The organism is Marinibacterium sp. SX1, assembly GCF_050389775.1.
Lineage (GTDB): Bacteria > Pseudomonadota > Alphaproteobacteria > Rhodobacterales > Rhodobacteraceae > Marinibacterium.
The window spans coordinates 4,246,293-4,265,800 of sequence record NZ_CP177144.1 but is presented as its reverse complement, the minus strand read 5'-3'; the positions used below and the strand labels follow the sequence as shown (position 1 = coordinate 4,265,800).

Below are 19,508 nucleotides of genomic sequence, written 5' to 3'. Positions count from 1 at the left end.
GCCTTGGGCGGGGACAGAGGTGAAAGACGACATGTTCAGCTCAGCCCCGCGAACCGCCCGGCGAGGCAAAGAGCAGCCACAGGAAGACGGCCGAGCCGAAGACGGCAAAGATCGTGGCGGCGGGCAGTTCGTAGGGGAAAATCACCACCCGCCCGATGATGTCGGCGGCCAGCACCAGCCCGGCCCCGCCCAGGGCCACGACCGGCAGGTTGGCCCTCAGGTTGTCGCCGCGCCAGCGCGACACGATGTTGGGCACGACCAGCCCGACAAAGGGAAAGGCCCCGACGGTCACCACGACAACCGCCGTGATCGCCGCGACGATGACCAGCCCCAGCGCCCGGGTCTGGCGGTAATCCAGACCCAGGCTGCGGGCCTGCGCCTCGCCCAGGCCCAGCAGGGTGAACCGGTCGGCCAGCAGGTAGAGCACGACGCCCAGCCCGGCGATGATCCAGAGCAGCTCGTAGCGGCCCTGGACCACGCCCGAAAACTCGCCCAGCTGCCAGATGCCGACATATTGCATCAGGTCGGTCATCCAGGCGATCCAGGCCAGCGCGGCGCCCAGGATGCCGCCGTAGATCAGCCCGACCAGGGGCAGCAGCATCGGGTCCGAGCGCGGCACGTAGCGGGCCAGCCAGAGGAAACCGGCGGTGCCGGCCATGGCCGTGATCGCGGCGATGGTCATCTTCCAGCCGACCGTCGCGCCGGGGGCCAGCAGGGTGATGGCCAGCAGGCCCAGCATCGCCGCTTCGGATGTGCCGGTCAGGCCCGGTTCGACGAACCGGTTCTGCACGGCCTGCTGCACGACCACCCCGGCCAGGGCCAGCCCGGCCCCGGCCAGCAGGGCCGCGCAGGTGCGGGGCAGGCGGCTGACCGACAGCAGGGTGGCCAGCGACAGGTCGCCCCCCGACCCGACGGAGGCCGCACCGATGGCCAGGCTCAGCCCGAACAGGGCCAGCAGCACCAGGCCGGGCAGTAGCAAGCGCATCGGCGGTCGTCCGGTCTTAGCTGTCGCTGTCCGAGAAGGCGGCGATCAGCTCGTCCAGCGTGCCCATCATGGATTGCACGCCACCACCGGCGATATAGATCGGGCCGGCATCGAGATAGACGATATGGCCGTTCTGCGCGGCCTTGGTCCCGGCCACCAGCTTGTTGTCCAGCGTGGCCGCCGCGGCTTCGCCGGCCTGGCCGATGGCCGCGCCCCGGTCGATGACCAGGATCCAATCGGGATCGACCTCGGCCAGGAATTCGAAGGACACGGCCTGGCCGTGGGTGTCGGTCGACAGGCCGGGCTTGGCCTCGGGCAGGTTCAGCGCGCCATGTACCCAGCCGAACCGCGAATCCGCGCCATAGGCCGACAGCTTGCCGCCATTGGTCAGCAGGATCAGCGCATCGCCCTTGCCCTCAGCCGCGGCGGTCGCCGTGGCAATCTTGTCGTCCAGCGCATCGGCCAGGGCGCTGGCCTCGGCCTGGCGTTCGAAGATCTCGCCATAGGCCGCCAGGCGGGCATGGACCTGGTCGACATGGCCGTCGCCCCAGATCGTCATGTCGATCGTCGGTGCCAGTTTCGACAGGGCCTCGAGCTGGGTCGAGGACCGCCCGCCGATGATCACCAGCTCCGGGGCCATGCGGGCCAGGGCTTCCATGTCGGGTTCGAACAGCGTGCCCACCGGCGCCGCGGCGCCGGCCACGTCATCGAGATAGCCCAGGTAGTTGGGCTGGGGCATGCCGTCGATGGTCACGCCGAGCGCGTCCAGCGTGTCGACGGCGGCAATGTCGAACACGGCCAGCGGCGCGGGCGATTGCGGCACGGCAACCGGCCCGCGGGCGGTGTCCACGGTGGTCTCCTGGGCCAGGGCGGCCGCGCCGCTGAGGGTGGCGCCAAGCGCGAGGATGGCCATCGGTTTTGCGAACATGGGACCTCCGGAAGGTCTGTTGAACTGAAATGCGGGCGGCGGACGGGCCCCGGGGGGCGCCCGCCGCCAGACTTGCCTAGGGGCATGGCCTGAGGCATACAAGTCGAAACTTGACTAAAACATTCAGATATTCACGAAAGAGTGAGCCATGCGCAAGGAAGCCGGCAGCTTTGCCACGCCCAACGCGGCCAGGTACCTGCAACAGCTGTGCAAGCATTTCGCCCACAAGGTCGACGTGCGCTATGACGACACCCGGGGCGAGGCCGATCTGCCCCCGGGCCTGGCCATCCTGACGGCCACGCCCGAGGCGCTGCGGGTCGAGATCTCGGCCGCCGACGAACAGGGGCTGGAACTGGCCCGCCACATCATCGACGATCACCTCGGCCGGTTTGCCTTTCGCGAGGCGTTTACCGGCATGGGCTGGCAGCCGCTGGCCGAGTGACGGGCGGGAGGTCGTACTGGCCCCATTTGACTCCCGCCATGCCCGCATGGGTTATTCGAACCAGTAATCCCAGCCGTCCTGGTAATAGGCCGCCAACGGGTGGTTGCGGATCGAGTTGACCTCGGCCGCGACCGGCCCGGTATCACCGTCAAAGACCTGCGCGGTGGCCCAGACATCCGCCGACATGAACCGCAGCCCCGGCGGCAGGGTCAGCCCGGCCTGCATATCGGCGGCCGGGGCCAGCGGCTGGGCCAGGACAAATCCCCAATCGCCGAAGCTGGGCACCAGCACGTGGTAGGGCGTGACGGCCAGGCTGTCGCCCGGGGCCGCGGGCGAGGGGGTGTCGGCCAGGGTGGCCACGATCGACCAATAGGCCTGGCGGGCATAGAGCGGTGATCCGGCCTGGGTCACGAAGGCCCCGCCAAAGGCCAGGCGCTGGACCATCAGCTGGTAGAACTCGCGGCTGTAGAGCTTGGACAGGGCCAGGTTCCGCGGGTCGGGCAGATCGGCGATGATCACGTCATAGGCCGGCCCGTCCCCGGCCAGGAAGGTCCAGGCATCGGCATTGACGACCCGCAACCGGGGATCGCGCAGCGACCCGCCGTTCAGCGCGGCCAGGTCGTCGTGATCGCGGAAGATCTGGGTCACCCGGGGATCGAGATCGACCAGCGTGACCGATTCCACGGCCGGATGGCGCAGCACCTCGCGGGCGGCCATGCCATCGCCGCCGCCCAGGATCAGCACGCGGGCCGGGCGCGCGACACGGGCCATGACCGGATGGACAAGGGCTTCGTGGTAGCGGTGCTCGTCGCGGCTGTCGAACTGGATCGACTGGTCGAGAAACAGCCGCACCCGGTCGCGGAACCGGGTGATGGTGATGGCCTGGTAGGGCGTGCGCTCGGCCAGGATGATGTCGTCCTGGTACAGCGCGGCATCCAGCGCCGAGACGATGCGTTCGGACTGGGCCAGGGCGCCGGCGCTGAGGCCCAGGGCCAGGGCCCAGGCGATCCAGCTGCCCCGCCCGGCCCGGGCGCGGAACAGCCACAGCGACAGGCCGGCCACGGCCAGGTTGAGGCAGCCAAAGGCCAGGGCGGCGCTCATCAGGCCGAGATGGGGAATGATCAGCAGGGGAAAGGCGACCGAGGCCGCCAATGCGCCGAGATAGTCAAAGGTCAGCACGTTTTCAAAGCGGAAATCCCGGGCGCCGATCTGGTCGAGCACGCGGGCGATCAGGGGGATTTCCATGCCCGACAGGGCGCCGATGGCGATCAGCGAGCCATAGAGAGGCAGGCCGATGACGCCATAGCCGGCATAGGCCGCAAAGATGGCCACGGCGCTGAACCCGCCGATCAGGCCCAGGGCGATCTGGGCGCGGATGAACCCGATGGCCGGGTCGCCGACAAAGCGCGACAGCCAGGCGCCCAGGCCCATCGAGCTGAGGAAGACACCGATCACCAGCGAGAATTGCCGCACGCTGTCGCCCAGCAGGTAGCTGGATGCCGTGGCCGCGATCAGCTCGTAGACCAGCCCGGCCACGGCCACGAGGAAGGTGGCGACCAGCAGCCAGGCCAGCCCGGCCCGGCCCTTTGGTCCGGTGGGGGCGGGGCCGGTCGGGTCGGTTCCGGTCGGGTCGGGGCCGGCTCCGGCAGGGGCGGTTCCGGCCAGGTTGGGCGCGGCAGGGTCCGTGCCGGCCGGTGCAGCGTCATGGCCGGCGGCCGGCCTGGCCGCGTCGGCGGGTCCCGCGGCCGTCTGCGCGGGGGCCTGCCCGGTGCGGGTGGCAGAGGCAGGCGCGGCCGGTTCCCGGGGCGGGCCGCCGGTCAAGACAGGATCACGGCCGCGATGATGATGGCCAGCGACAGGAACAGCGCGCCGATGACGATGGCAATGGCCGTGTTCTGGTCTTCTTCCAGCTCCTTGCGCAGCGACAGCGGGGTGATGCGTTCGATCACCAGCCAGCAGATCACCAGCAGGCCGAGCCCGAGAAAGGTGTAGAAGATCGTGCTGATGATCTCGGAAAGTTCGATGGCGTCCATCGCGTTGTCCTCTTGTTGTCCTTGTGTCGGTTTGCCCGGTGTTGGTGGGCCCGGTGTCGTTTGCCCGGTGTCAGTTGCCCGGTGTTACTTCACCCGGCCGATGCCGCCGCCCGTGGCGCCCGGGCTGCCCGCGCGCACCGAGGTCACGCCGCCGACGGCCCCCCAGACGCCCTGCGACGACAGGTAATAGCCGCCGCCCAGGATGGCGAGGCAGAACAGGACGAACATCAGGCGGGCGGGGCTCATCGGATCAATCCTCGGTCCAGTCCGACCCGGTCAGCAACCGCTGGTGCCGCCAGGTCTCGCGCAGGAAGGTTGCACCGGCCATCAGGGCAAAGACCCCGGCCGCGGCGAGCAGCGGCCGCCACGAGAACCGCAGGCCGATGACCCGCGCTTCGACCATGGTGTTGGTCCGCTCGGTGCCGGTCTCGCCCGAGCCGTATTCCGGCATGTCGATGGTCATGCGGTAGGGCCCCGGCGCCCCGGCCGGAAAGACCAGCCGGCCGGTGTTCGAGCCTTCGCTCCAGCGCCCGTCGGCGTCGCGCCCCCAGTAAAAGGCCATGTCGCGCCCGGCTTCCAGCTCGTCGCCCGAGGCGACATGTTCGAGCCCGACGTCGAAATAGGCCCAGCCGTTGGACAGGTCGGTGTCCAGTTGCAGCCGGAACAGCCTGGCCCGGGCCGGGGCGTCGAATTCCAGCGTGACCGGCAGATCCTGGACGGCGACGGGGCCGGTGCTGGCCAGCGCGTCGGCGCCGGCGCCGCGGGCGATGACGCCGGTCACCAGGGCCAGGGCCAGGAAGGCCGCCGACATGCCCATGACAAAGTCATGGTGCCGCCAGGTCCGCCCGGCCTGCAGCGGGTGGCGGCCCCGGGGGCGTTCCTCGCCCAGGCCAAAGCTCTCGCGTTCATCCGGGTCGAGCAGGCGGGTCTGCTCGATCTCGCGTTCGGTGCGGGCGTCGAACCCGGTCAGCGTGACCATGCGGCCGATGCCGACCAGCGTGACCGATTGCACCTGGGTGCCGATCTCGGGCAGCCAGTTGAACGCGCCTTCCAGGAAATCGATCCGGGCCAGGGAGGTTTCGTAATAGGCCATGCGCTGGCCGTCGACCCACAGGCGGGGGCGGGTTTCGGCCATCTCGACGGCCGTGGGCGACAGCCATTGCCGGGGATAGGCCCGCAGCTTGCGGGTAAAGGTCCAGTGGCCAGTGTCCTCGCGGGTGACCCAGCCATAGCCATGGGTCGGCGAAAAGACCTGGTGATCGGTCCAGCGCCAGCTGCGCCCGCCGTGGCGTTCGACCCAGCCGGCGATGCCGATGACGGTAAACTCCACGCCCCGGATCCGGCCGGTCCGGCCCAGGTCCATCGCCCCGGCCGGGCGGGACATCCGGTCGTAGCGGGCGAGCAGGCGGAAATCGTCCAGCGCGTCGAGGGCCGAGCCGCAATAGGGGCAGACATGGGTGCGGATCCGGCCGCCGCCGGGCACCGTCTGGCCGGCCCCGCAGGTGGGGCAGTTGATGGCGCGGATCTCGGCGGTCATGCGCGGCGGATCTCGAGGTCGAAGGGATCGAGCCAGTGGCCCAGGAACCATTCGGACCGGCCGGCATGGGTTTCGCAGGACAGCAGGCGGCCGTCCTCGGCCATGGCATTGACGTAATCATGGGTGTCGCCGACGGCCAGCCGTTCGGGGAAGCGGCCGCGCAGGGCGATGCAGCGGCCCTGGTCGATCTCGGTGACGCGGAAGCCCGGGCCATGCGACAGCACGGCGCCGACCCGGCGCGGCGGGGCGATGCGCGGTGGATCGGCCATGGCCTGCTGGGCCACGATGTCGCCTTCGTCGATGCTGACCCACTGGCCGGCGCCGTGGTGGTCCTCGACCCAGAATTCGTCCCACCAGCCGGTGGCATAGGCCAGGCGCACATGGCCCACGGCCTGGTGCCAGACATCGCCCAGGCGCAGGCTGTCGCCCAGGGCAAAGAGCAGCGGGGCATCATGCATCTGGCCGGCCGTCCCGGCGGCCAGCAGGCGGCCGTCGAGGGCATAGACCGTGGTGTCGCAGGACGGGCAGACGGCCATGGGGGCCGTGGCCAGGGCCTCGGCGACGTGGTCTCCGCAATTGGGGCATTGGGCCATGGGCGGCGTCCTGCTGGGGTTCGTCCGCTGTCTACGGGATAAGCGGGGGGGCTGCCAAGGGCGCCGGGGCGCAGGTTGCCGGGGATGCTGGGGACGAGGCCGGTGGGGCAGGGCCTTGGCGCAAGGGAGGCGGCGGTTTCGACGCGAGGTGCGGGCGATGGGCAAAGGGCGGGCGAGGGGGCGCAGTGCACGGGCGGGGCACAGTGTGCGGGGGCACAGTGCACAGGGGCCCCCAGTGTACGGGGGGCAGTGTACGGGGCACAGTGTACGGGGGGCAGTGTACGGGGCACAGTGTACGGGGGGCAGTGTACGGGCGGTCATGAAAAAGCCCCCGCATCGGGGGATGCGGGGGCTTTTGTCTTGTCGGTCGGAGGGACGGTCAGCCGCCTGCGGGGCTGCCCGCGACGGTGGCCGTGGCGCCGGCGCCGGTGGCGATCTTGAGCGAGGCCCAGGCCTGGGCGGAATCGTTGACCGCCGAGGCTGCGGTGATCCGGGCCGTGGCCGTGGCCCGGTCGGTATCCAGCAGGTCCAGCAGGGTGATCGCGCCGACGCGGTAATTCTCCTGCGCCAGGGTCAGGGCGCGGTTGTAATCGTCGACCGCCCGGCGCAGGGCGCTGGCCCGCTGGCGATAGCGCGCCAGGTTCGACGCGCCGACCTGCACGTCCTCGACGGCATTGACCACCGAGGCCCGCCAGGTGATCTCGGCCTGTTTGGCCTGCGACACCGCCGCATCCCGGTTGGCCTGCAGCGCGCCCTGGTTGAAGATCGGCAGCGACAGCGTCGGGCCGAAGGACCAGGTCGATGCCGCGCTGGCCCGGGCCACCGTGCCGCTGAGCGTCAGCGAGGGATAGAGATCGGCCTCGGCCACGCCGACATTGGCCACCGCCGCGGCCAGGTCGGCCTCGGCGCTGCGCACGTCGGGCCGGTTGCGCAGCAGGTCGGCCGGCACGCCGGTGGCCTGGCCGCCGGGCGTGCGCAGCTGGGGCGCGCCGCGCTGCATGGCCGACAGGATCGGGCCGGCCGGTTCGTTGAGCAGCGTCGCGATGGCATAGACGTTGGAATCGAACAGCGCGGCGTATTGCGGCAGGTTGGCCCGCGCCGTGGCCAGCAGGGCCTGGGCCTGGGCTACCTCGTATTCGGTGGCCGCCCCGGCGTTGTACTGGCCTTCGGTGATCGACACGGTCTCTTCCCGGGCCGAGATCGTCTGGCGCGTCAGCTCCAGCGCGGCCTGGTAGTAGCGCGCGTTGGAATAGGCCGCGACCAGCTCGGCCAGCCAGGCCAGGCGGGTGGTCTCGACATCGGCCTGGGCCGCGACGAGATTGGCCTCGGCCGCCTCGCGTTCCCGGCGGTAGCCGCCGAAGATGTCGATGACATAGGCCGCGCCCAGCGTGGCGCTGGACCCGTCGACCGTGCCGTTGATCGAGCTGCCGCCCGATTCCGTGCCCGCGGCGTCGAGGCCGCCGCTGGCCTGGGCATTGACCCCGGTGGCCCGCAGGTTGGCCCGGGCCTGGTTGATGACCTCGATGGCCTGCAGCACGTCGAGGTTCTGGTCCAGCCCGCGCGCCACCAGGTCGTTGAGCGTGGCATCCTGGTAATCCAGCCACCAGCGGTCGGCCGCGACCTGGCCGACCGACGCCGCATCGCCATTGACGAACCGCGTGGTCAGATCGGCGGCCGGGCGCTGGTAATCCGGCCCGACGGCACAGCCGGCGGCGGCGAGCAGCGCGAGGAGAGAGGCGTATTTCATGACGTGGCTTCCTTCGGACGGCGGCGGAAGAGGTCCACGGCCTTTAGGACTGCAAGGTAGAAGACGGGAACCAGGATGATACCGAACAGGGTCGAGAAGATGATGCCGCCAAGCATGCCGATGCCGATCGAATGCTGGGCATTGGCCCCCGCGCCATCGGCCATGGCCAGCGGCAGGATGCCGAAGCCGAAGGCCAGCGAGGTCATCAGGATCGGGCGCAGGCGCTGGCGGGAGGCGGTGATCGTCGCTTCCAGCAGATCCTGTCCCTGGGCCTTCAGGGCCTCGGCGAATTCGACGATCAGGATGGCATTCCTGGCCGCCAGGCCGATTGTCGTCAGCAGGCCGACCTTGAAGTAGACATCGTTGGACTGGTCGAAATACCAGGTTGCGACCAGCGCGCCCAGGATGCCGACCGGCACCGACAGCATGACGGCAAAGGGCACCGTCCAGCTTTCGTAGAGCGCCGCCAGGCAGAGGAAGACGACCAGGGCCGAGAGCGAGTAGAGCAGCGGTTCCTGGTTGCCCGACAGCCGTTCCTGATAGCTCAACCCGGTCCAGGCCGAGCCGTAGCCGCCATCGAGATCGGCGGTGATCTCTTCCATGATGTCCATCGCCACGCCCGAGCTGACGCCATTGGCCGCGCCCGAGATTTCCATCGCCCGGGTGCCGCCGTAGCGGGCCAGCGACGGGGTGACGGTGTCCCAGTTGCGGGTGACGAAGGACGACAGGGGCACCATGTCGCCATCCGAGTTGCGCACGTACCAGGCATCGATGTCGCCGGGCTGCATCCGCCAGGGCGCATCGCCCTGGACGATGACCTCGCGCAGGTCGTTGCCCAGCGGGAAGTCGTTGACATAGGACCCGGCAAAGACCGTGGCCAGCAGCGAGTTGACATCCGACAGCGACACGCCGAGGGCCTCGGCCTTCTGCTGGTCGATGTCCAGCCGCAGCGAAGGCTTGGTGGCGTCGTCATTGCCGCGCAGGTTGGCCACCCGGCCGTCGGCCTGGGCCTGGGCGACAAGCTCGTCTGCCGCGGCCTTGAGGTCGATCTGGCCGTTGCCCGACTGGTCCACGAGATACATCGTGAAGCCCGAACTGGTGCCCATGCCCTGGATCGCCGGGGGTTGCAGGAAGAAGACCTGGCCCATGCGGTTGTTCCAGAAGGCGCCGTTGGTGCGCATCATCAGGTCGCCGGCATCCATGCCCGGACGGTCGGCATATTCCTTCAGCTTGACGAACATCATGGCGTTGTTCTGGCCCGAGCCGCTGAAGCTGAAGCCCACGGCGGCAAAGACGCTGTCGACCATCTCGCTTTCATTGGTCAGCAGGTGCTGCTCGATCTTGGCCACGGCGTCTTCGGTCTGGGCGACCGTCGCGCCTTCGGGCAGTTCGATCATGGCCATCAGCACGCCCTGGTCTTCCGTCGGCAGGAAGGACGAGGGCAGGCGGTCATAGACCCACCACGCGCCGTAGCCGATGGCCGCCAGGATCAGGATGACCCGGAACGGCCGGCGACCCATGCGCCGGGCGGTGTTGCCATAGCCGTTGGTCAGCCGGTCCAGCCCGCCGTTGAACCAGCGGATCGGCGCAAAGCGCGCCGGGCCGTGCGACGGTTTCAGCAGCGACGCACACATGGCCGGGGTCAGGATCAGGGCGACAAACAGCGACAGGACCATGGCCGAGATGATCGTCACCGAGAACTGGCGATAGATCACGCCGGTCGAGCCGGACATGAAGGCCATGGGCAGGAACACCGCCGACAGGACCAGCACGATGCCGACCAGCGCCGACGAGATCTCGCCCATCGATTTCTCGGTGGCCGCGACCGGGTCGAGCCCTTCTTCCTCCATCACCCGTTCGACGTTTTCGACCACGACGATGGCGTCGTCGACCAGCAGGCCGATGGCCAGCACCAGGGCGAACATCGACAGGGTGTTGATCGACATGCCGAAGGCGGCCAGCACCCCGAAGGTGCCCAGCAGCACGACCGGCACGGCAATCGTCGGGATCAGCGTGGCCCGCCAGCTCTGCAGGAACAGCAGGATGACCAGGAACACCAGCACGATGGCTTCACCCAGGGTGTGGTAGACCTGTTCGATCGATTGTTCGACGAAGGGCGAGGTGTCGTAGGGATATTCGATCGTCACGCCTTCGGGCAGGGCGCCTTCCAGGCCTTCGATCACCGCGCGCACGCGCTCGGCGGTTTCCACGGCATTGGCCCCGGTGGCCAGGTTGACCCCGAAGCCGGCGGCGGGCTTGCCGTTGTAGCGCGACCGCGAGCCGTAATCCTCTTCGGCCAGTTCCACCGTGGCCACGTCGGCCAGGTAGACGGCCGAGCCGTCCTCGTTGGTCTTCAGCAGGATCTGCTGGAAATCCGAGATCGAGGTCAGCTGCGACTGGGCCGAGAGCGACACGGTGAATTGCTGGCCCTTGACGACCGGCTGGTCGCCCAGCGAGCCGACGGTCACGTTGGTGTTCTGCTCGGACACGGCCGAGGTCACGTCCGACGGGGTCAGCTGGTACTGGTAGAGCCGCAGCGGGTTCAGCCAGATGCGCATGGCATATTGCGTGCCGAAGACGTTGATCGAGCCGACGCCCTCGGTCCGCTGCACCGGGTCCTCCAGGGTCGAGCCCAGGATGTCGCCCAGCTCGACGGTGGAATAGGTGCCGTCCTCGGAGACCAGCGCGCCGACCATCAGGATCGACGAGGTCGACCGGTTCACGCGGACGCCGTTCTGGGTGACCGAGGTGGGCAGCGAGGATTCGACCAGCTGGAGCTTGTTCTGCACCTGGACCTGGGCCATGTCCGGGTCGATCGTGTCATCGAAGGTCAGCGAGATGCTGGCCGAGCCCTCGCTCGAGGACGATGTCATGTAGGTCAGCCCGTCGAGGCCGGTCAGGCCGTCCTCGATGACCGTGGTGACCGAGTTCTCGACGGTTTCGGCCGAAGCCCCGGTATAGGTGGCCGAGATCCGCACCGTGGTCGGTGCGATGTCGGGATATTGCGAGATCGGCAGGCTGAAGAGCGAGAACGCCCCGGCAAGCATGACGACGATCGCCAGCACCCAGGCGAAGACCGGGCGGTGAATGAAGAAAGATGCCATGGATCAGTTGCCGCTGTCGCTTGCTGCCGCGGCCGGGAGATCCTGGGTCAGGCCGTTTTCGTCGATCTCGACGGCAACGGGGCTGACGGGCAGGCCCGGCTGCATGGATTTCAGGCCGTCGACGATCAGCTGTGCGCCGTCGTCCAGCCCGCTCGGCACGATCCAGGCGTTTTCGTAAGCGCCCATCTCGTTCAGGGTGACCTGTTCGGACGTGCCGTCGGCGCCCACGACATAGACCGTCAGCGCGCCGGAATTGCTGCGCTCGGCCGCGCGTTGCGGCACCAGGAAGGCATTGATCGTGCCGACGGTGATCTCGCCGCGCAGGAACATGCCGGGCAGGATCATGCGGTCGGGATTGTCGAAGCGGAAGCGCACGGTGAAGGTGCCGGTCGTTGTCGACACGGTGTTGCCCGGGCTGACCAGCCGGCCGGTGCCCTCGTAGACCGCGCCGGTTTCCAGCAGCAGCCGGGCTTCCAGCTCGGGGTTCTGTTCCAGTGTGCCCGAGGCGATTTCCTGGCGCAGCTCCAGCATGCGGGCCGAGGCTTCGAGCATCTCGACCTCGATCGGGTCCAGCCGGGTGACGGTGGTCAGGGCATCGGACTGGCCCGAGGTGACCAGGTCGCCGACCGAGACCGAAGCGACCTCGGCCACGCCTTCGATCGGGCTGGTGATCGTGGTCCAGGACAATTCGGTCTGGGCATAGTCGAGCGCGGCCTGGGCGGCATCCAGCGTGGCCTGGGCCTCGGCCAGCGAGGCCCGGGCACTGTCGACCTCGGCCTCGGTGTAACCGCGGCCGGCCAGCTGTTCGGCCCGGTCCTTGGCCGATTGGGCCACCGGCAGGTTGGCCTGGGCCGTGGCCAGGTCGGATTGCGCCGCCGCGACAGAGGCGCGATACGAGGCGTCATCAATGCGGAAGAGCGGGTCGCCGACCGACAGGTCCGCACCCGGTGTATAGAGAATTTCCTCTACCACCCCGCCGACGCGGGGGCGGATGTCGACCTGCTGATAGGCAACTGCCCGACCGGGCAGGGTGACGATTCGCGGTACGGCCTGGCGTTCCAGCGTGATCGTCCCGACCTGCATCGGGGGCGCTTCCTGCTGCGCCATGGCCGCCGTGGCGGTCGAAAGGCAGGCCAGCAAAGCAAGCCCGAGATGGCTCCTGGCGGAGACGTGACGTTTCATGTTTTGGCGTACCTGCTTGGTTGACCCGATCCCCCTCGGCGTGCAATCTAGGAAAAGTTTGCAGTGTCTGCAAGGTTTGCTTTTGATGAAACTTCCGCTGCGGGAACGCCGCAAGATCCAGACCGCGCTCGACATCCAGCGCGCGACACTGGCGCTTGCGCAGGAAGTCGGTTTTGACCACGTCACGACCGAGGCCATCGCCGAGCGGGCGGGCATCTCGCCGCGCACCTTCTTCAACTATTATACGAACAAGGAAGCCGCGGCCGTCGGTATCAAACCGCATTTTCCTGAAGATGCCCTGAACCTGATCGCAAATGGCACCGGCGCGATCTGCGCAGATCTCTACACGGCGCTGGGCATCCACCTGGACCAGCTGGTCGACAGCGGTGACATCATCGAGGCCATCGGCGAGCTCTGGCGCGAAAACAGCCGGATTCGCTGGCTGATGGACGAGGTCATCGAAGAGATGTCGGGCGACCTGGAAACCGCGCTGGCCACGCGCCAGCCCGACATGTCGCCCCAGCTGCGCAAGGCGTTGGCGACCTGGGCGATGAATTGCGCCGGAACGGCGATCAAGTCCTGGGTGCGCAAGGACGATGCCACCCTGTCCGACGCGCTGGCCCGGTCGTGGAAGGTGCAACAGGACCTGGCCTGTTTCCTGGCCGCCTGAGGGCGGACGGGCGGCTCGGCGGCCCGGCGCAGCGCTCAGGCGGACGGCCACGATCCATCCGAAACCGACAGGCGGGGCAGGGCACCCGGCATGCCCGGGCAGGCCCGGATAAATTCAGGGCCGGGCGAAAAATGCATTGCCGGGCGTAGGGCCGCCCGGGGCGCCACGTATTCAGGGTATCGCAACCTTGAAGGAGAGCCCGATGCGCCCCCTCTTGACCGCCGCAGTTGCCAGCCTGGCCCTGCCTCTTGCCATGGCCGGCGCGGCCCTGGCCCAGCAAAGCCTGCTGAGCGCATATGATGCCAATGCCGATGGCGTGCTGGACCGGACCGAATTTCAGGCCGCCCAGGTCGACACGTTCAACGGCCTCGACGGCAACGGCGATGGCCTGCTGACCCGGGCCGAGATCGACGCCCGGGGTGGCAAGTCCGGCAACATCATGTCGCGTGACGGAAATGGCGATGGTGCCCTGACACAAACCGAATTCCTGTCCCAGGCGCCGGGGTTCACGCGCGCCGACCGCAACCGGGACGGCGTCCTCGGCGGACAGGAACTGGCCCGGCTTGAGCAATTCATGGCCAGGGCCAGGGGCTGACGGCGCCCGGTGACCGCCATCCCCGGTCACGTTCCGTCAGTCCCGCCCCGGCGGTTTCCCAGGCCGCCGGGGCCTTTTCCCCGATCCGATCATCCCCGACACGAAAGGAAGACCCTCATGAAACCTGTCACGCTTGCCCTTGCCCTGCTCCTGCCCCTCGGCCTGGCCCTGCCGGCCGGTGCCCAGAACGTCACCGTGACCACCGGCAACGGGGGCACGATGTCCAAGGATCGCGATTGCATCCGCGGCAACGGCGCGGCCAATTGCGAGACCACGTCGACCGCCACCACGGCCAACGGCAAGACGGCGACCAAGAACCGCCTGCGCACGACCGATGCCGGGGGCACCACGACAACCGTTTCGGGCATGGGGCCGAACGGCCAGTCGGGCACGAAGACCCGAAAGATCACCCGGTCGAACTGATTCTGTGCAGATGCCTCCCCGGGCCGGGCAACCGGCCGGCCCGGGGGCGGGCCGGGGCCCCAAGGCCCTTGCCAGGGCGCGCGCCGTCTGGTCCGGCTTGTCCGGTGCCATTGCCCGCCGCCCGGTCCGCCCGCCCGCCGGCCACGACCCATGGATGATGCTCCACGATGCAGGTGACACCGGCTGAAGCCAAGGGCCTGATGGCTGCCCTCGTGAACGGGGATCGCCGGGCCCTGGCCGCGTTGATCGCGGTCTATGGCCCCGGCATCCGGCGCTATGCCGCCCAGGCCCTGACCGTCGGTGCCGATGCCGAGGACGTGGCCCAGGAGGTCTTTCTGCGGGCCTGGCGCAAGGCGGCAAGCTATGATCCGGACAAGGGCGCGGTGTCGACCTGGCTCTATCGGATCGCGGTCAACCTGTGCATCGACCGCAACCGTCGCGGCGGGTTCCGGCGCCTTGTCGGGCTGGACAGCCTGCCTGAACCCGAGGATGACGCCCCCGGGCCCGAGGCCGACATGGCCGCGCGCCAGCGCCTGGCCCGGACCCGGGCGGCCATCGCCGCCCTGCCGGACCGTCAGCGTCGGGCCATCCTGCTGCGGGCATCGGCAGAGCTGAGCACCGCCGAGATCGCCGCGACGCTGGGAACGAGCGAAGGGGCGGTGGAACAATTGCTGGTCCGGGCGCGCAACACCCTGCGCCGGGCCATCGAAGGAGAGGACCCGCCACAATGACCAGGGAGACCGACATGCCCAATGCATCGACGGCGGCCGGCCCGGATGACCGGCAAGGGCCGGGCATGCCCGATACGGATGCGGAGTTTGACCGGGCCCTGGCCGCCCGCCTGGCCCGCGACGGTGACACCGACGTCGCCCTGTTGTCGCGGGCGGTGCTGACCGCGCTGGCCGAAGGGCCATCCGCGGCCCGCGATGTCCCCCGGTCCGAGGTCTTGTCCGAGCCCTGGCCCTGGGCGCTGGGGTTCGGTGGCCTGCTGCTTCTGGCGGCTGGGCTGGGCTATGGGCTGGTGCCGCTTGTCGATGGCGGACTGGGCCGGGCCCTGGCCGACCTGGCCCGTTTTACCACGATGATCGGAGGTCACTGATGCGTCGGTTTTCCGTCAACGGGCGGATGGTCCTCGTGGCCGTCCTGGCCCTGTCCCTGCTGGGCAATGCCCTGGCGATCGGTGCCGGGTTGCGTCTGCTGCGCCTGCGCGCCGACCTGCTGGGCGACCAGGCCTATGCCGGCCTGCAGGAGCCCGAGGTCCGCCGGGCCCTGAACGCCGCGCTCGTGGCCCATCGCGACACCATCGCGCCGGCCCTGCGCGCCGTCCTGCGGGCCCGGATGGCCGCGATGGAGACGGGCTCGGCCGAGCCTTTCGACCGCCAGGCCACCCTGGACCGGATGGCCGAGACCCGCCTGGCCATCGACCAGCTTCTCGACGCGGTCCAGATCGCCCTGCTGGACGGGCTTGAGACCCATGCCGGTGTCCGCCCGGAGGCCGCCGGCAACGGCGGATCGACGGAGCGCCCCTGATCGGGCGCGGCCCGTGGTGCGCCGAATCGTGTCAAAATCGTGTCCTGGCGTCGATTGTCGCCATGGCGGAAACGGTTGCCCCGGCCATCCCCCTTGCGCCCCGGCGTCGCAGCCGCATGGGGCGTGTTTTTGTTTCCAAACCCGCACACGGTACATAAAATGTTGGTTAACCGGGGCGTCGGGTAGGGCCCTCCGGCAACGGACAACACGCAAGACCTTCCGGGGGATCCGACATTGGGGCCATTGGCGTTTCTCTTTCTCGCCGCCATGGGCGCGGCGGCCTTCGTCCATGTCGGTAGCGACGATGACGACACATCCGAAACCGACACCGATGGCAATGGCGGCGAACCGGTCGAGGTGATCACCGGCACCGATGGCACCGATGTTCTGAGCGGCGTGGCCGAAGGCGACGGGATCACGCCCGCCGAGACCGCCCCGGTGCGGATCGAGGCCGGGGCCGGCGACGACGTGCTGGCCGGCGACAATGGCGACGTGCTGTCGGGCGGGGCGGGCACCGATCTCTTCGAGATCGTCATCGGCGATGACGACGCCGATCCGGTCATCATCGAAGACCTCGATTTCGCGCTCGACGACCTGGAGGACCAGCCCGACCGTGTGGTCTTCGTCAATCGCGCGGGGCAGGTCGTCAGCTATCGCGGCGTGCTCGAAGCCGGGCTGATCGCCGAGGCCAGCGAAGACGGCACGGGCGCGGATCTCTATTACAACGACAGGCACGTGGCCACGATCCTGGGCCAGGATGCCGACGTGCTGAACACCCAGTCGGTCTGGGTGGCCAATTTCTCGCCCGCCGTGGTGTCGCGGCTCGAGGGCGACGACATCCTGATCGGCGATCTCTACGACAACAAGGACGATTATTTCGAAGGCGCGGCCGGCGACGACGTGATCGTCGGCGGCGACGGCACCGATTACCTCGACGGCGGGCTGGGCAACGACCGGATCGACGCCCGCGAGATCAGCGGCCCGTCGGAAGATTTCGACCTGGTCTCGGGCGGGGCCGGCGACGACATCCTGACCGGCGACGACGGCGATTACCTGGTCGACGTGCGCCTCGAAGACGGCCTGCTGGTGCCCGACAGCGAGGGCAACGACATCTTCCGCGTGGTGATCTCGGACAGCGCCGAGGCCGATCCGGTGGTGCTGGTCACCGATGTGCTGGATGGCGGGCTGGTCATCGGCGACAACCTGCAGTTCATCGCGCCCGACGGCAGCGACATCCCGGCCGACGACCTGGCCGCCAACCTGGTCGTCGAAGAGGTCTCGGATTACGATGCCTTGGCCTATCTCTACGACGGCCGGGTCGTGGCCGTGGCGCTGGACACCGGTTTCGCGCTGAACGCCTACGAGGCCCAGTTCGGCGACACCACGCCGCCGACCCAGGGCGATGCGCAGGAGGACGGCAACGGCGCCGAGGTCTCGGCCGCCGCCGCGACGGCCACGGCCAATGCGGCGCAGCGGATCTCGTTTGCCGATTTCGCCCTGGGGGGCGTCGATGCCACCGGCACGCTGGATATCGATGTCACCGGCGCGACCTTCACGGGCAACATCGTGTCAGACGGGCTGTTCGGGGCCAACGCGGTCTACAAGGTCAACACCGACCAGGGCGACCCGATCGACACTTTCATCGATGCCGTGCAGGAGCTGGACCAGGATCACATCCGCTTTCCGGCCGGCCAGGGCGATGGCCAGGATGCCGCCGATGACCGGGTCGAATGGCTCAACGTCGTCAAGATGGTGCGCAACGAGGACGGCGCACGCGAATTGCGCCCCGAGCTGACCGATTTCCTCGACTGGGCCCGCGACCCCGATGGCGATGGCGACACGTCGGATGCCAAGATGGTCACGCTGGTCATCCCGACCAAGTTCCTCGACACCGAGGATTACGAGGATTTCGCCCCCCAGATCCAGCGTTTCACCGAAGCGGTGATGACCGATTACGGCGATGTCGTCCATGCGTTCGAGATCGGCAACGAATACTGGGAAATGGGCGAGACGGCCTATGCGACCAAGGCCAACATCGCCATCGACGCCATCCTCAAGGGCCTTGATGCGGCCGGGGTGGCGGCCGAGGACGAACCGCAGATCATCGTGCAGATGGCCACGCCCAATGCCGGGTCGGAATTCCACGTTTCGGTCGACGACCGGGGCTTCCTGACCCGGGTCGAAGCGGCCAACCAGCAGATCATCGACACGCTGGACGCCCAGTCGAAACAGGCCATCGACGGGGTGATCGAGCATTACTACTACAACGAAAAGCTCGACATCTTCGAACGCGGCAGTTTCGAGGTGAACAACATCGATGTCGATTACGCCGTCTGGGACGAGAATTTCGACAAGGACCTCGATCTCTACCTGACGGAATGGAACCTCAAGACGACGAACCTGGCGCAGAACGGGCTGAAATACACCGGGGCGTTTTCCGAACAGATGGAATATGCCGTGACCCTGGGCGCCGACACGGCCCATATCTGGGCGATCCAGCACAACACGACAACCGACCTGGCCGGGGCTTCGGGCGACAGCGTGCTGCTGGATGACGAGGGGCGGATGGTCAACACCGTGCGTTCGGCGACCTACGAGCTGATGCGCGAGAGCCTTCCGGGCATGGAAAACCTGGCGCTGGATTACACCGGCGCCGATGGCACGGTCGAGATCAACGGCTATCACGACGACGACAAGATGGTGTTCTACGTCGCCTCGCGGGTGGCGGCCGAGACCCATATCGACCTCGACCTGTCGTCGGTCCTGCCCGAGTTCGAAAGCGCCAAGGCCGTGCGGGTCAGCATGGATCAGACCAACACCAGCTCGGACGGGGTGCATTTCGTCCAGGGCGAGGGCAAGGTCGAGGCGCCCTACCTGATCGTCGGGGGCGAGCGGTTCTATTACGGCGAACATGACACGCGGGGCGAGCTGACCGATTACGAGGTCGACAGCACCCAGCTGGAATTCGACCTGCGGCCCTACGAGATGGTCGAGCTGACCTTCTACCTGTCCGATAGCGACGGGAGCGACATCGGCGATGCGATCGACGACCGGGTGATCCATGGCACCAGCCGGGCCGACGACCTGGCCGGGGGCGAGGGCGACGACCTGATCTATGGCCAGGCGGGCAACGACAAGCTGACCGGCGATCTCGGGGCGGACGGGCTCTACGGGGGCGAGGGCAACGACCGGCTTTATGGCTGGGGCGGTGACGACCTGCTGGAGGGCGGCGAGGGCAACGACAAACTGTCGGGCAACCAGGGCGACGACGTGCTGAAAGGCCAGAAGGGCGCCGACACGCTGATCGGGGCCAAGGGCGACGACGAGCTGAACGGGGGCGTGGGCTGGGACACGATCCAGGGCGGCGAAGGGGCCGACAAGGCCACCGGCTGGACCGGCCACGACACCTTTGTCTATGCCGAGGACGAGATTTCGACCGGCGACACGATCGAGGATTTCACCGTGGGCGAGGATGTCATCGAGCTGGACTTCGAGGATGTGACCTCGGTCGACGACCTGGTGATCAAGGCCAACCACGGCGATGACGGCGGGTTCTACGTGACCGTGGCCGGCCATGGCACGATCCTGGTGAAGGGCGATTTCACCTATCGCCAGCTGCTGAACCCGGCCAATTTCGTCTTTGCCTGACCGGACTATGCCGGGCCGGTTGGGATTGGCGGGGCCGATAAAGACCGTCGGACCTGTTTGAGTGTGGCGGGCCGTGTCGGGCCCGGTGGCT

Annotated in this window: 18 protein-coding genes; 8 read left to right on the top strand and 10 right to left on the bottom strand. The window is 68.3% G+C overall.

Annotated features, from left to right (window positions below; translation table 11 throughout):
- Nucleotides 1–40: 40 nt before the first annotated feature.
- Nucleotides 41–985, bottom strand: a complete 945-nt coding sequence (locus ACK3BB_RS19255; protein ID WP_428926262.1) for an iron chelate uptake ABC transporter family permease subunit — start codon at nucleotides 983–985, stop codon at nucleotides 41–43.
- Nucleotides 986–1,001: 16 nt separating this feature from the next.
- Nucleotides 1,002–1,898: a siderophore ABC transporter substrate-binding protein gene (locus ACK3BB_RS19250; RefSeq protein ID WP_428928768.1), complete on the bottom strand. Its 897-nt coding sequence runs from the start codon at nucleotides 1,896–1,898 to the stop codon at nucleotides 1,002–1,004.
- Nucleotides 1,899–2,061: 163 nt separating this feature from the next.
- Here ACK3BB_RS19250 and ACK3BB_RS19245 point away from each other — a divergent pair, with 163 nt between their 5' ends.
- On the top strand, nucleotides 2,062–2,355 hold the full coding sequence (locus ACK3BB_RS19245; protein ID WP_428926261.1) for a DUF2218 domain-containing protein: 294 nt from the start codon (nucleotides 2,062–2,064) through the stop codon (nucleotides 2,353–2,355).
- A 51-nt stretch (nucleotides 2,356–2,406) separates the two neighbouring features.
- Here ACK3BB_RS19245 and ACK3BB_RS19240 read toward each other — a convergent pair whose 3' ends face one another.
- From ACK3BB_RS19240 to ACK3BB_RS19205, 8 genes are all read right to left on the bottom strand, one after another.
- Entirely contained in the window at nucleotides 2,407–3,927 is a 1,521-nt protein-coding gene (locus tag ACK3BB_RS19240; protein ID WP_428928767.1) for a polyamine aminopropyltransferase, read from the bottom strand.
- Nucleotides 3,928–4,172: 245 nt separating this feature from the next.
- On the bottom strand, nucleotides 4,173–4,388 hold the full coding sequence (locus ACK3BB_RS19235) for a DUF350 domain-containing protein (RefSeq protein WP_428926260.1): 216 nt from the start codon (nucleotides 4,386–4,388) through the stop codon (nucleotides 4,173–4,175).
- 84 nt (nucleotides 4,389–4,472) lie between these two features.
- Nucleotides 4,473–4,634, bottom strand: coding sequence for a hypothetical protein (locus ACK3BB_RS19230; RefSeq protein ID WP_428926259.1), 162 nt, complete (start codon nucleotides 4,632–4,634; stop codon nucleotides 4,473–4,475).
- Between the two features lie 4 nt (nucleotides 4,635–4,638).
- Complete coding sequence (locus tag ACK3BB_RS19225) at nucleotides 4,639–5,925, bottom strand: hypothetical protein (RefSeq protein WP_428926258.1); 1,287 nt, start codon at nucleotides 5,923–5,925, stop codon at nucleotides 4,639–4,641.
- Complete coding sequence (locus tag ACK3BB_RS19220) at nucleotides 5,922–6,518, bottom strand: DUF4178 domain-containing protein (RefSeq protein WP_428926257.1); 597 nt, start codon at nucleotides 6,516–6,518, stop codon at nucleotides 5,922–5,924. The genes ACK3BB_RS19225 and ACK3BB_RS19220 overlap by 4 nt, the downstream gene beginning before the upstream one ends.
- Before the next feature lie 379 nt (nucleotides 6,519–6,897).
- The gene (locus ACK3BB_RS19215; RefSeq protein ID WP_428926256.1) at nucleotides 6,898–8,265 is read right to left on the bottom strand and encodes an efflux transporter outer membrane subunit; all 1,368 of its coding nucleotides are present in this window, start codon (nucleotides 8,263–8,265) and stop codon (nucleotides 6,898–6,900) included.
- On the bottom strand, nucleotides 8,262–11,369 hold the full coding sequence (locus ACK3BB_RS19210) for an efflux RND transporter permease subunit (protein ID WP_428926255.1): 3,108 nt from the start codon (nucleotides 11,367–11,369) through the stop codon (nucleotides 8,262–8,264). Before ACK3BB_RS19210 ends, ACK3BB_RS19215 begins: the two co-directional genes overlap by 4 nt.
- A gap of 3 nt (nucleotides 11,370–11,372) precedes the next feature.
- On the bottom strand, nucleotides 11,373–12,551 hold the full coding sequence (locus ACK3BB_RS19205) for an efflux RND transporter periplasmic adaptor subunit (protein WP_428926254.1): 1,179 nt from the start codon (nucleotides 12,549–12,551) through the stop codon (nucleotides 11,373–11,375).
- An 85-nt stretch (nucleotides 12,552–12,636) separates the two neighbouring features.
- On the opposite strand from ACK3BB_RS19205, the gene ACK3BB_RS19200 reads away from it, so the two are divergent.
- The 7 genes from ACK3BB_RS19200 (at nucleotide 12,637) to ACK3BB_RS19170 (ending at nucleotide 19,417) form a co-directional block, all read left to right on the top strand.
- Nucleotides 12,637–13,221, top strand: coding sequence for a TetR/AcrR family transcriptional regulator (locus ACK3BB_RS19200; protein WP_428926253.1), 585 nt, complete (start codon nucleotides 12,637–12,639; stop codon nucleotides 13,219–13,221).
- A gap of 202 nt (nucleotides 13,222–13,423) precedes the next feature.
- A complete protein-coding gene (locus tag ACK3BB_RS19195; protein ID WP_428926252.1) occupies nucleotides 13,424–13,816 on the top strand; it encodes a hypothetical protein in 393 nt (130 codons plus the stop codon).
- A gap of 117 nt (nucleotides 13,817–13,933) precedes the next feature.
- Nucleotides 13,934–14,239 carry a hypothetical protein gene (locus tag ACK3BB_RS19190; RefSeq protein WP_428926251.1) on the top strand — a complete coding sequence of 102 codons (306 nt, stop codon included), beginning with the start codon at nucleotides 13,934–13,936 and terminating at the stop codon, nucleotides 14,237–14,239.
- Between the two features lie 167 nt (nucleotides 14,240–14,406).
- A complete protein-coding gene (locus tag ACK3BB_RS19185; protein ID WP_428926250.1) occupies nucleotides 14,407–14,970 on the top strand; it encodes an RNA polymerase sigma factor in 564 nt (187 codons plus the stop codon).
- Nucleotides 14,967–15,338 carry a hypothetical protein gene (locus tag ACK3BB_RS19180; protein WP_428926249.1) on the top strand — a complete coding sequence of 124 codons (372 nt, stop codon included), beginning with the start codon at nucleotides 14,967–14,969 and terminating at the stop codon, nucleotides 15,336–15,338. The genes ACK3BB_RS19185 and ACK3BB_RS19180 overlap by 4 nt, the downstream gene beginning before the upstream one ends.
- Nucleotides 15,338–15,769 (top strand): hypothetical protein, encoded by a 432-nt coding sequence (locus ACK3BB_RS19175; RefSeq protein ID WP_428926248.1) that lies wholly within the window; start codon nucleotides 15,338–15,340, stop codon nucleotides 15,767–15,769. The genes ACK3BB_RS19180 and ACK3BB_RS19175 overlap by 1 nt, the downstream gene beginning before the upstream one ends.
- Nucleotides 15,770–16,012: 243 nt before the next feature.
- Nucleotides 16,013–19,417 carry a calcium-binding protein gene (locus ACK3BB_RS19170; RefSeq protein WP_428926247.1) on the top strand — a complete coding sequence of 1,135 codons (3,405 nt, stop codon included), beginning with the start codon at nucleotides 16,013–16,015 and terminating at the stop codon, nucleotides 19,415–19,417.
- The last annotated feature ends 91 nt before the right edge of the window (nucleotides 19,418–19,508 follow it).

Coding starts and splice junctions, on each gene's coding strand:
- ACK3BB_RS19180 (WP_428926249.1), top strand. CDS start 14,967: ATGACCAGGGAGACCGACATGCCCAATGCATCGACGGCGGCCGGCCCG.
- ACK3BB_RS19205 (WP_428926254.1), bottom strand. CDS start 12,551: ATGAAACGTCACGTCTCCGCCAGGAGCCATCTCGGGCTTGCTTTGCTG.
- ACK3BB_RS19215 (WP_428926256.1), bottom strand. CDS start 8,265: ATGAAATACGCCTCTCTCCTCGCGCTGCTCGCCGCCGCCGGCTGTGCC.
- ACK3BB_RS19185 (WP_428926250.1), top strand. CDS start 14,407: ATGCAGGTGACACCGGCTGAAGCCAAGGGCCTGATGGCTGCCCTCGTG.
- ACK3BB_RS19190 (WP_428926251.1), top strand. CDS start 13,934: ATGAAACCTGTCACGCTTGCCCTTGCCCTGCTCCTGCCCCTCGGCCTG.
- ACK3BB_RS19200 (WP_428926253.1), top strand. CDS start 12,637: ATGAAACTTCCGCTGCGGGAACGCCGCAAGATCCAGACCGCGCTCGAC.
- ACK3BB_RS19255 (WP_428926262.1), bottom strand. CDS start 985: ATGCGCTTGCTACTGCCCGGCCTGGTGCTGCTGGCCCTGTTCGGGCTG.
- ACK3BB_RS19210 (WP_428926255.1), bottom strand. CDS start 11,369: ATGGCATCTTTCTTCATTCACCGCCCGGTCTTCGCCTGGGTGCTGGCG.
- ACK3BB_RS19230 (WP_428926259.1), bottom strand. CDS start 4,634: ATGAGCCCCGCCCGCCTGATGTTCGTCCTGTTCTGCCTCGCCATCCTG.
- ACK3BB_RS19250 (WP_428928768.1), bottom strand. CDS start 1,898: ATGGCCATCCTCGCGCTTGGCGCCACCCTCAGCGGCGCGGCCGCCCTG.
- ACK3BB_RS19235 (WP_428926260.1), bottom strand. CDS start 4,388: ATGGACGCCATCGAACTTTCCGAGATCATCAGCACGATCTTCTACACC.
- ACK3BB_RS19175 (WP_428926248.1), top strand. CDS start 15,338: ATGCGTCGGTTTTCCGTCAACGGGCGGATGGTCCTCGTGGCCGTCCTG.
- ACK3BB_RS19245 (WP_428926261.1), top strand. CDS start 2,062: ATGCGCAAGGAAGCCGGCAGCTTTGCCACGCCCAACGCGGCCAGGTAC.
- ACK3BB_RS19220 (WP_428926257.1), bottom strand. CDS start 6,518: ATGGCCCAATGCCCCAATTGCGGAGACCACGTCGCCGAGGCCCTGGCC.
- ACK3BB_RS19195 (WP_428926252.1), top strand. CDS start 13,424: ATGCGCCCCCTCTTGACCGCCGCAGTTGCCAGCCTGGCCCTGCCTCTT.
- ACK3BB_RS19225 (WP_428926258.1), bottom strand. CDS start 5,925: ATGACCGCCGAGATCCGCGCCATCAACTGCCCCACCTGCGGGGCCGGC.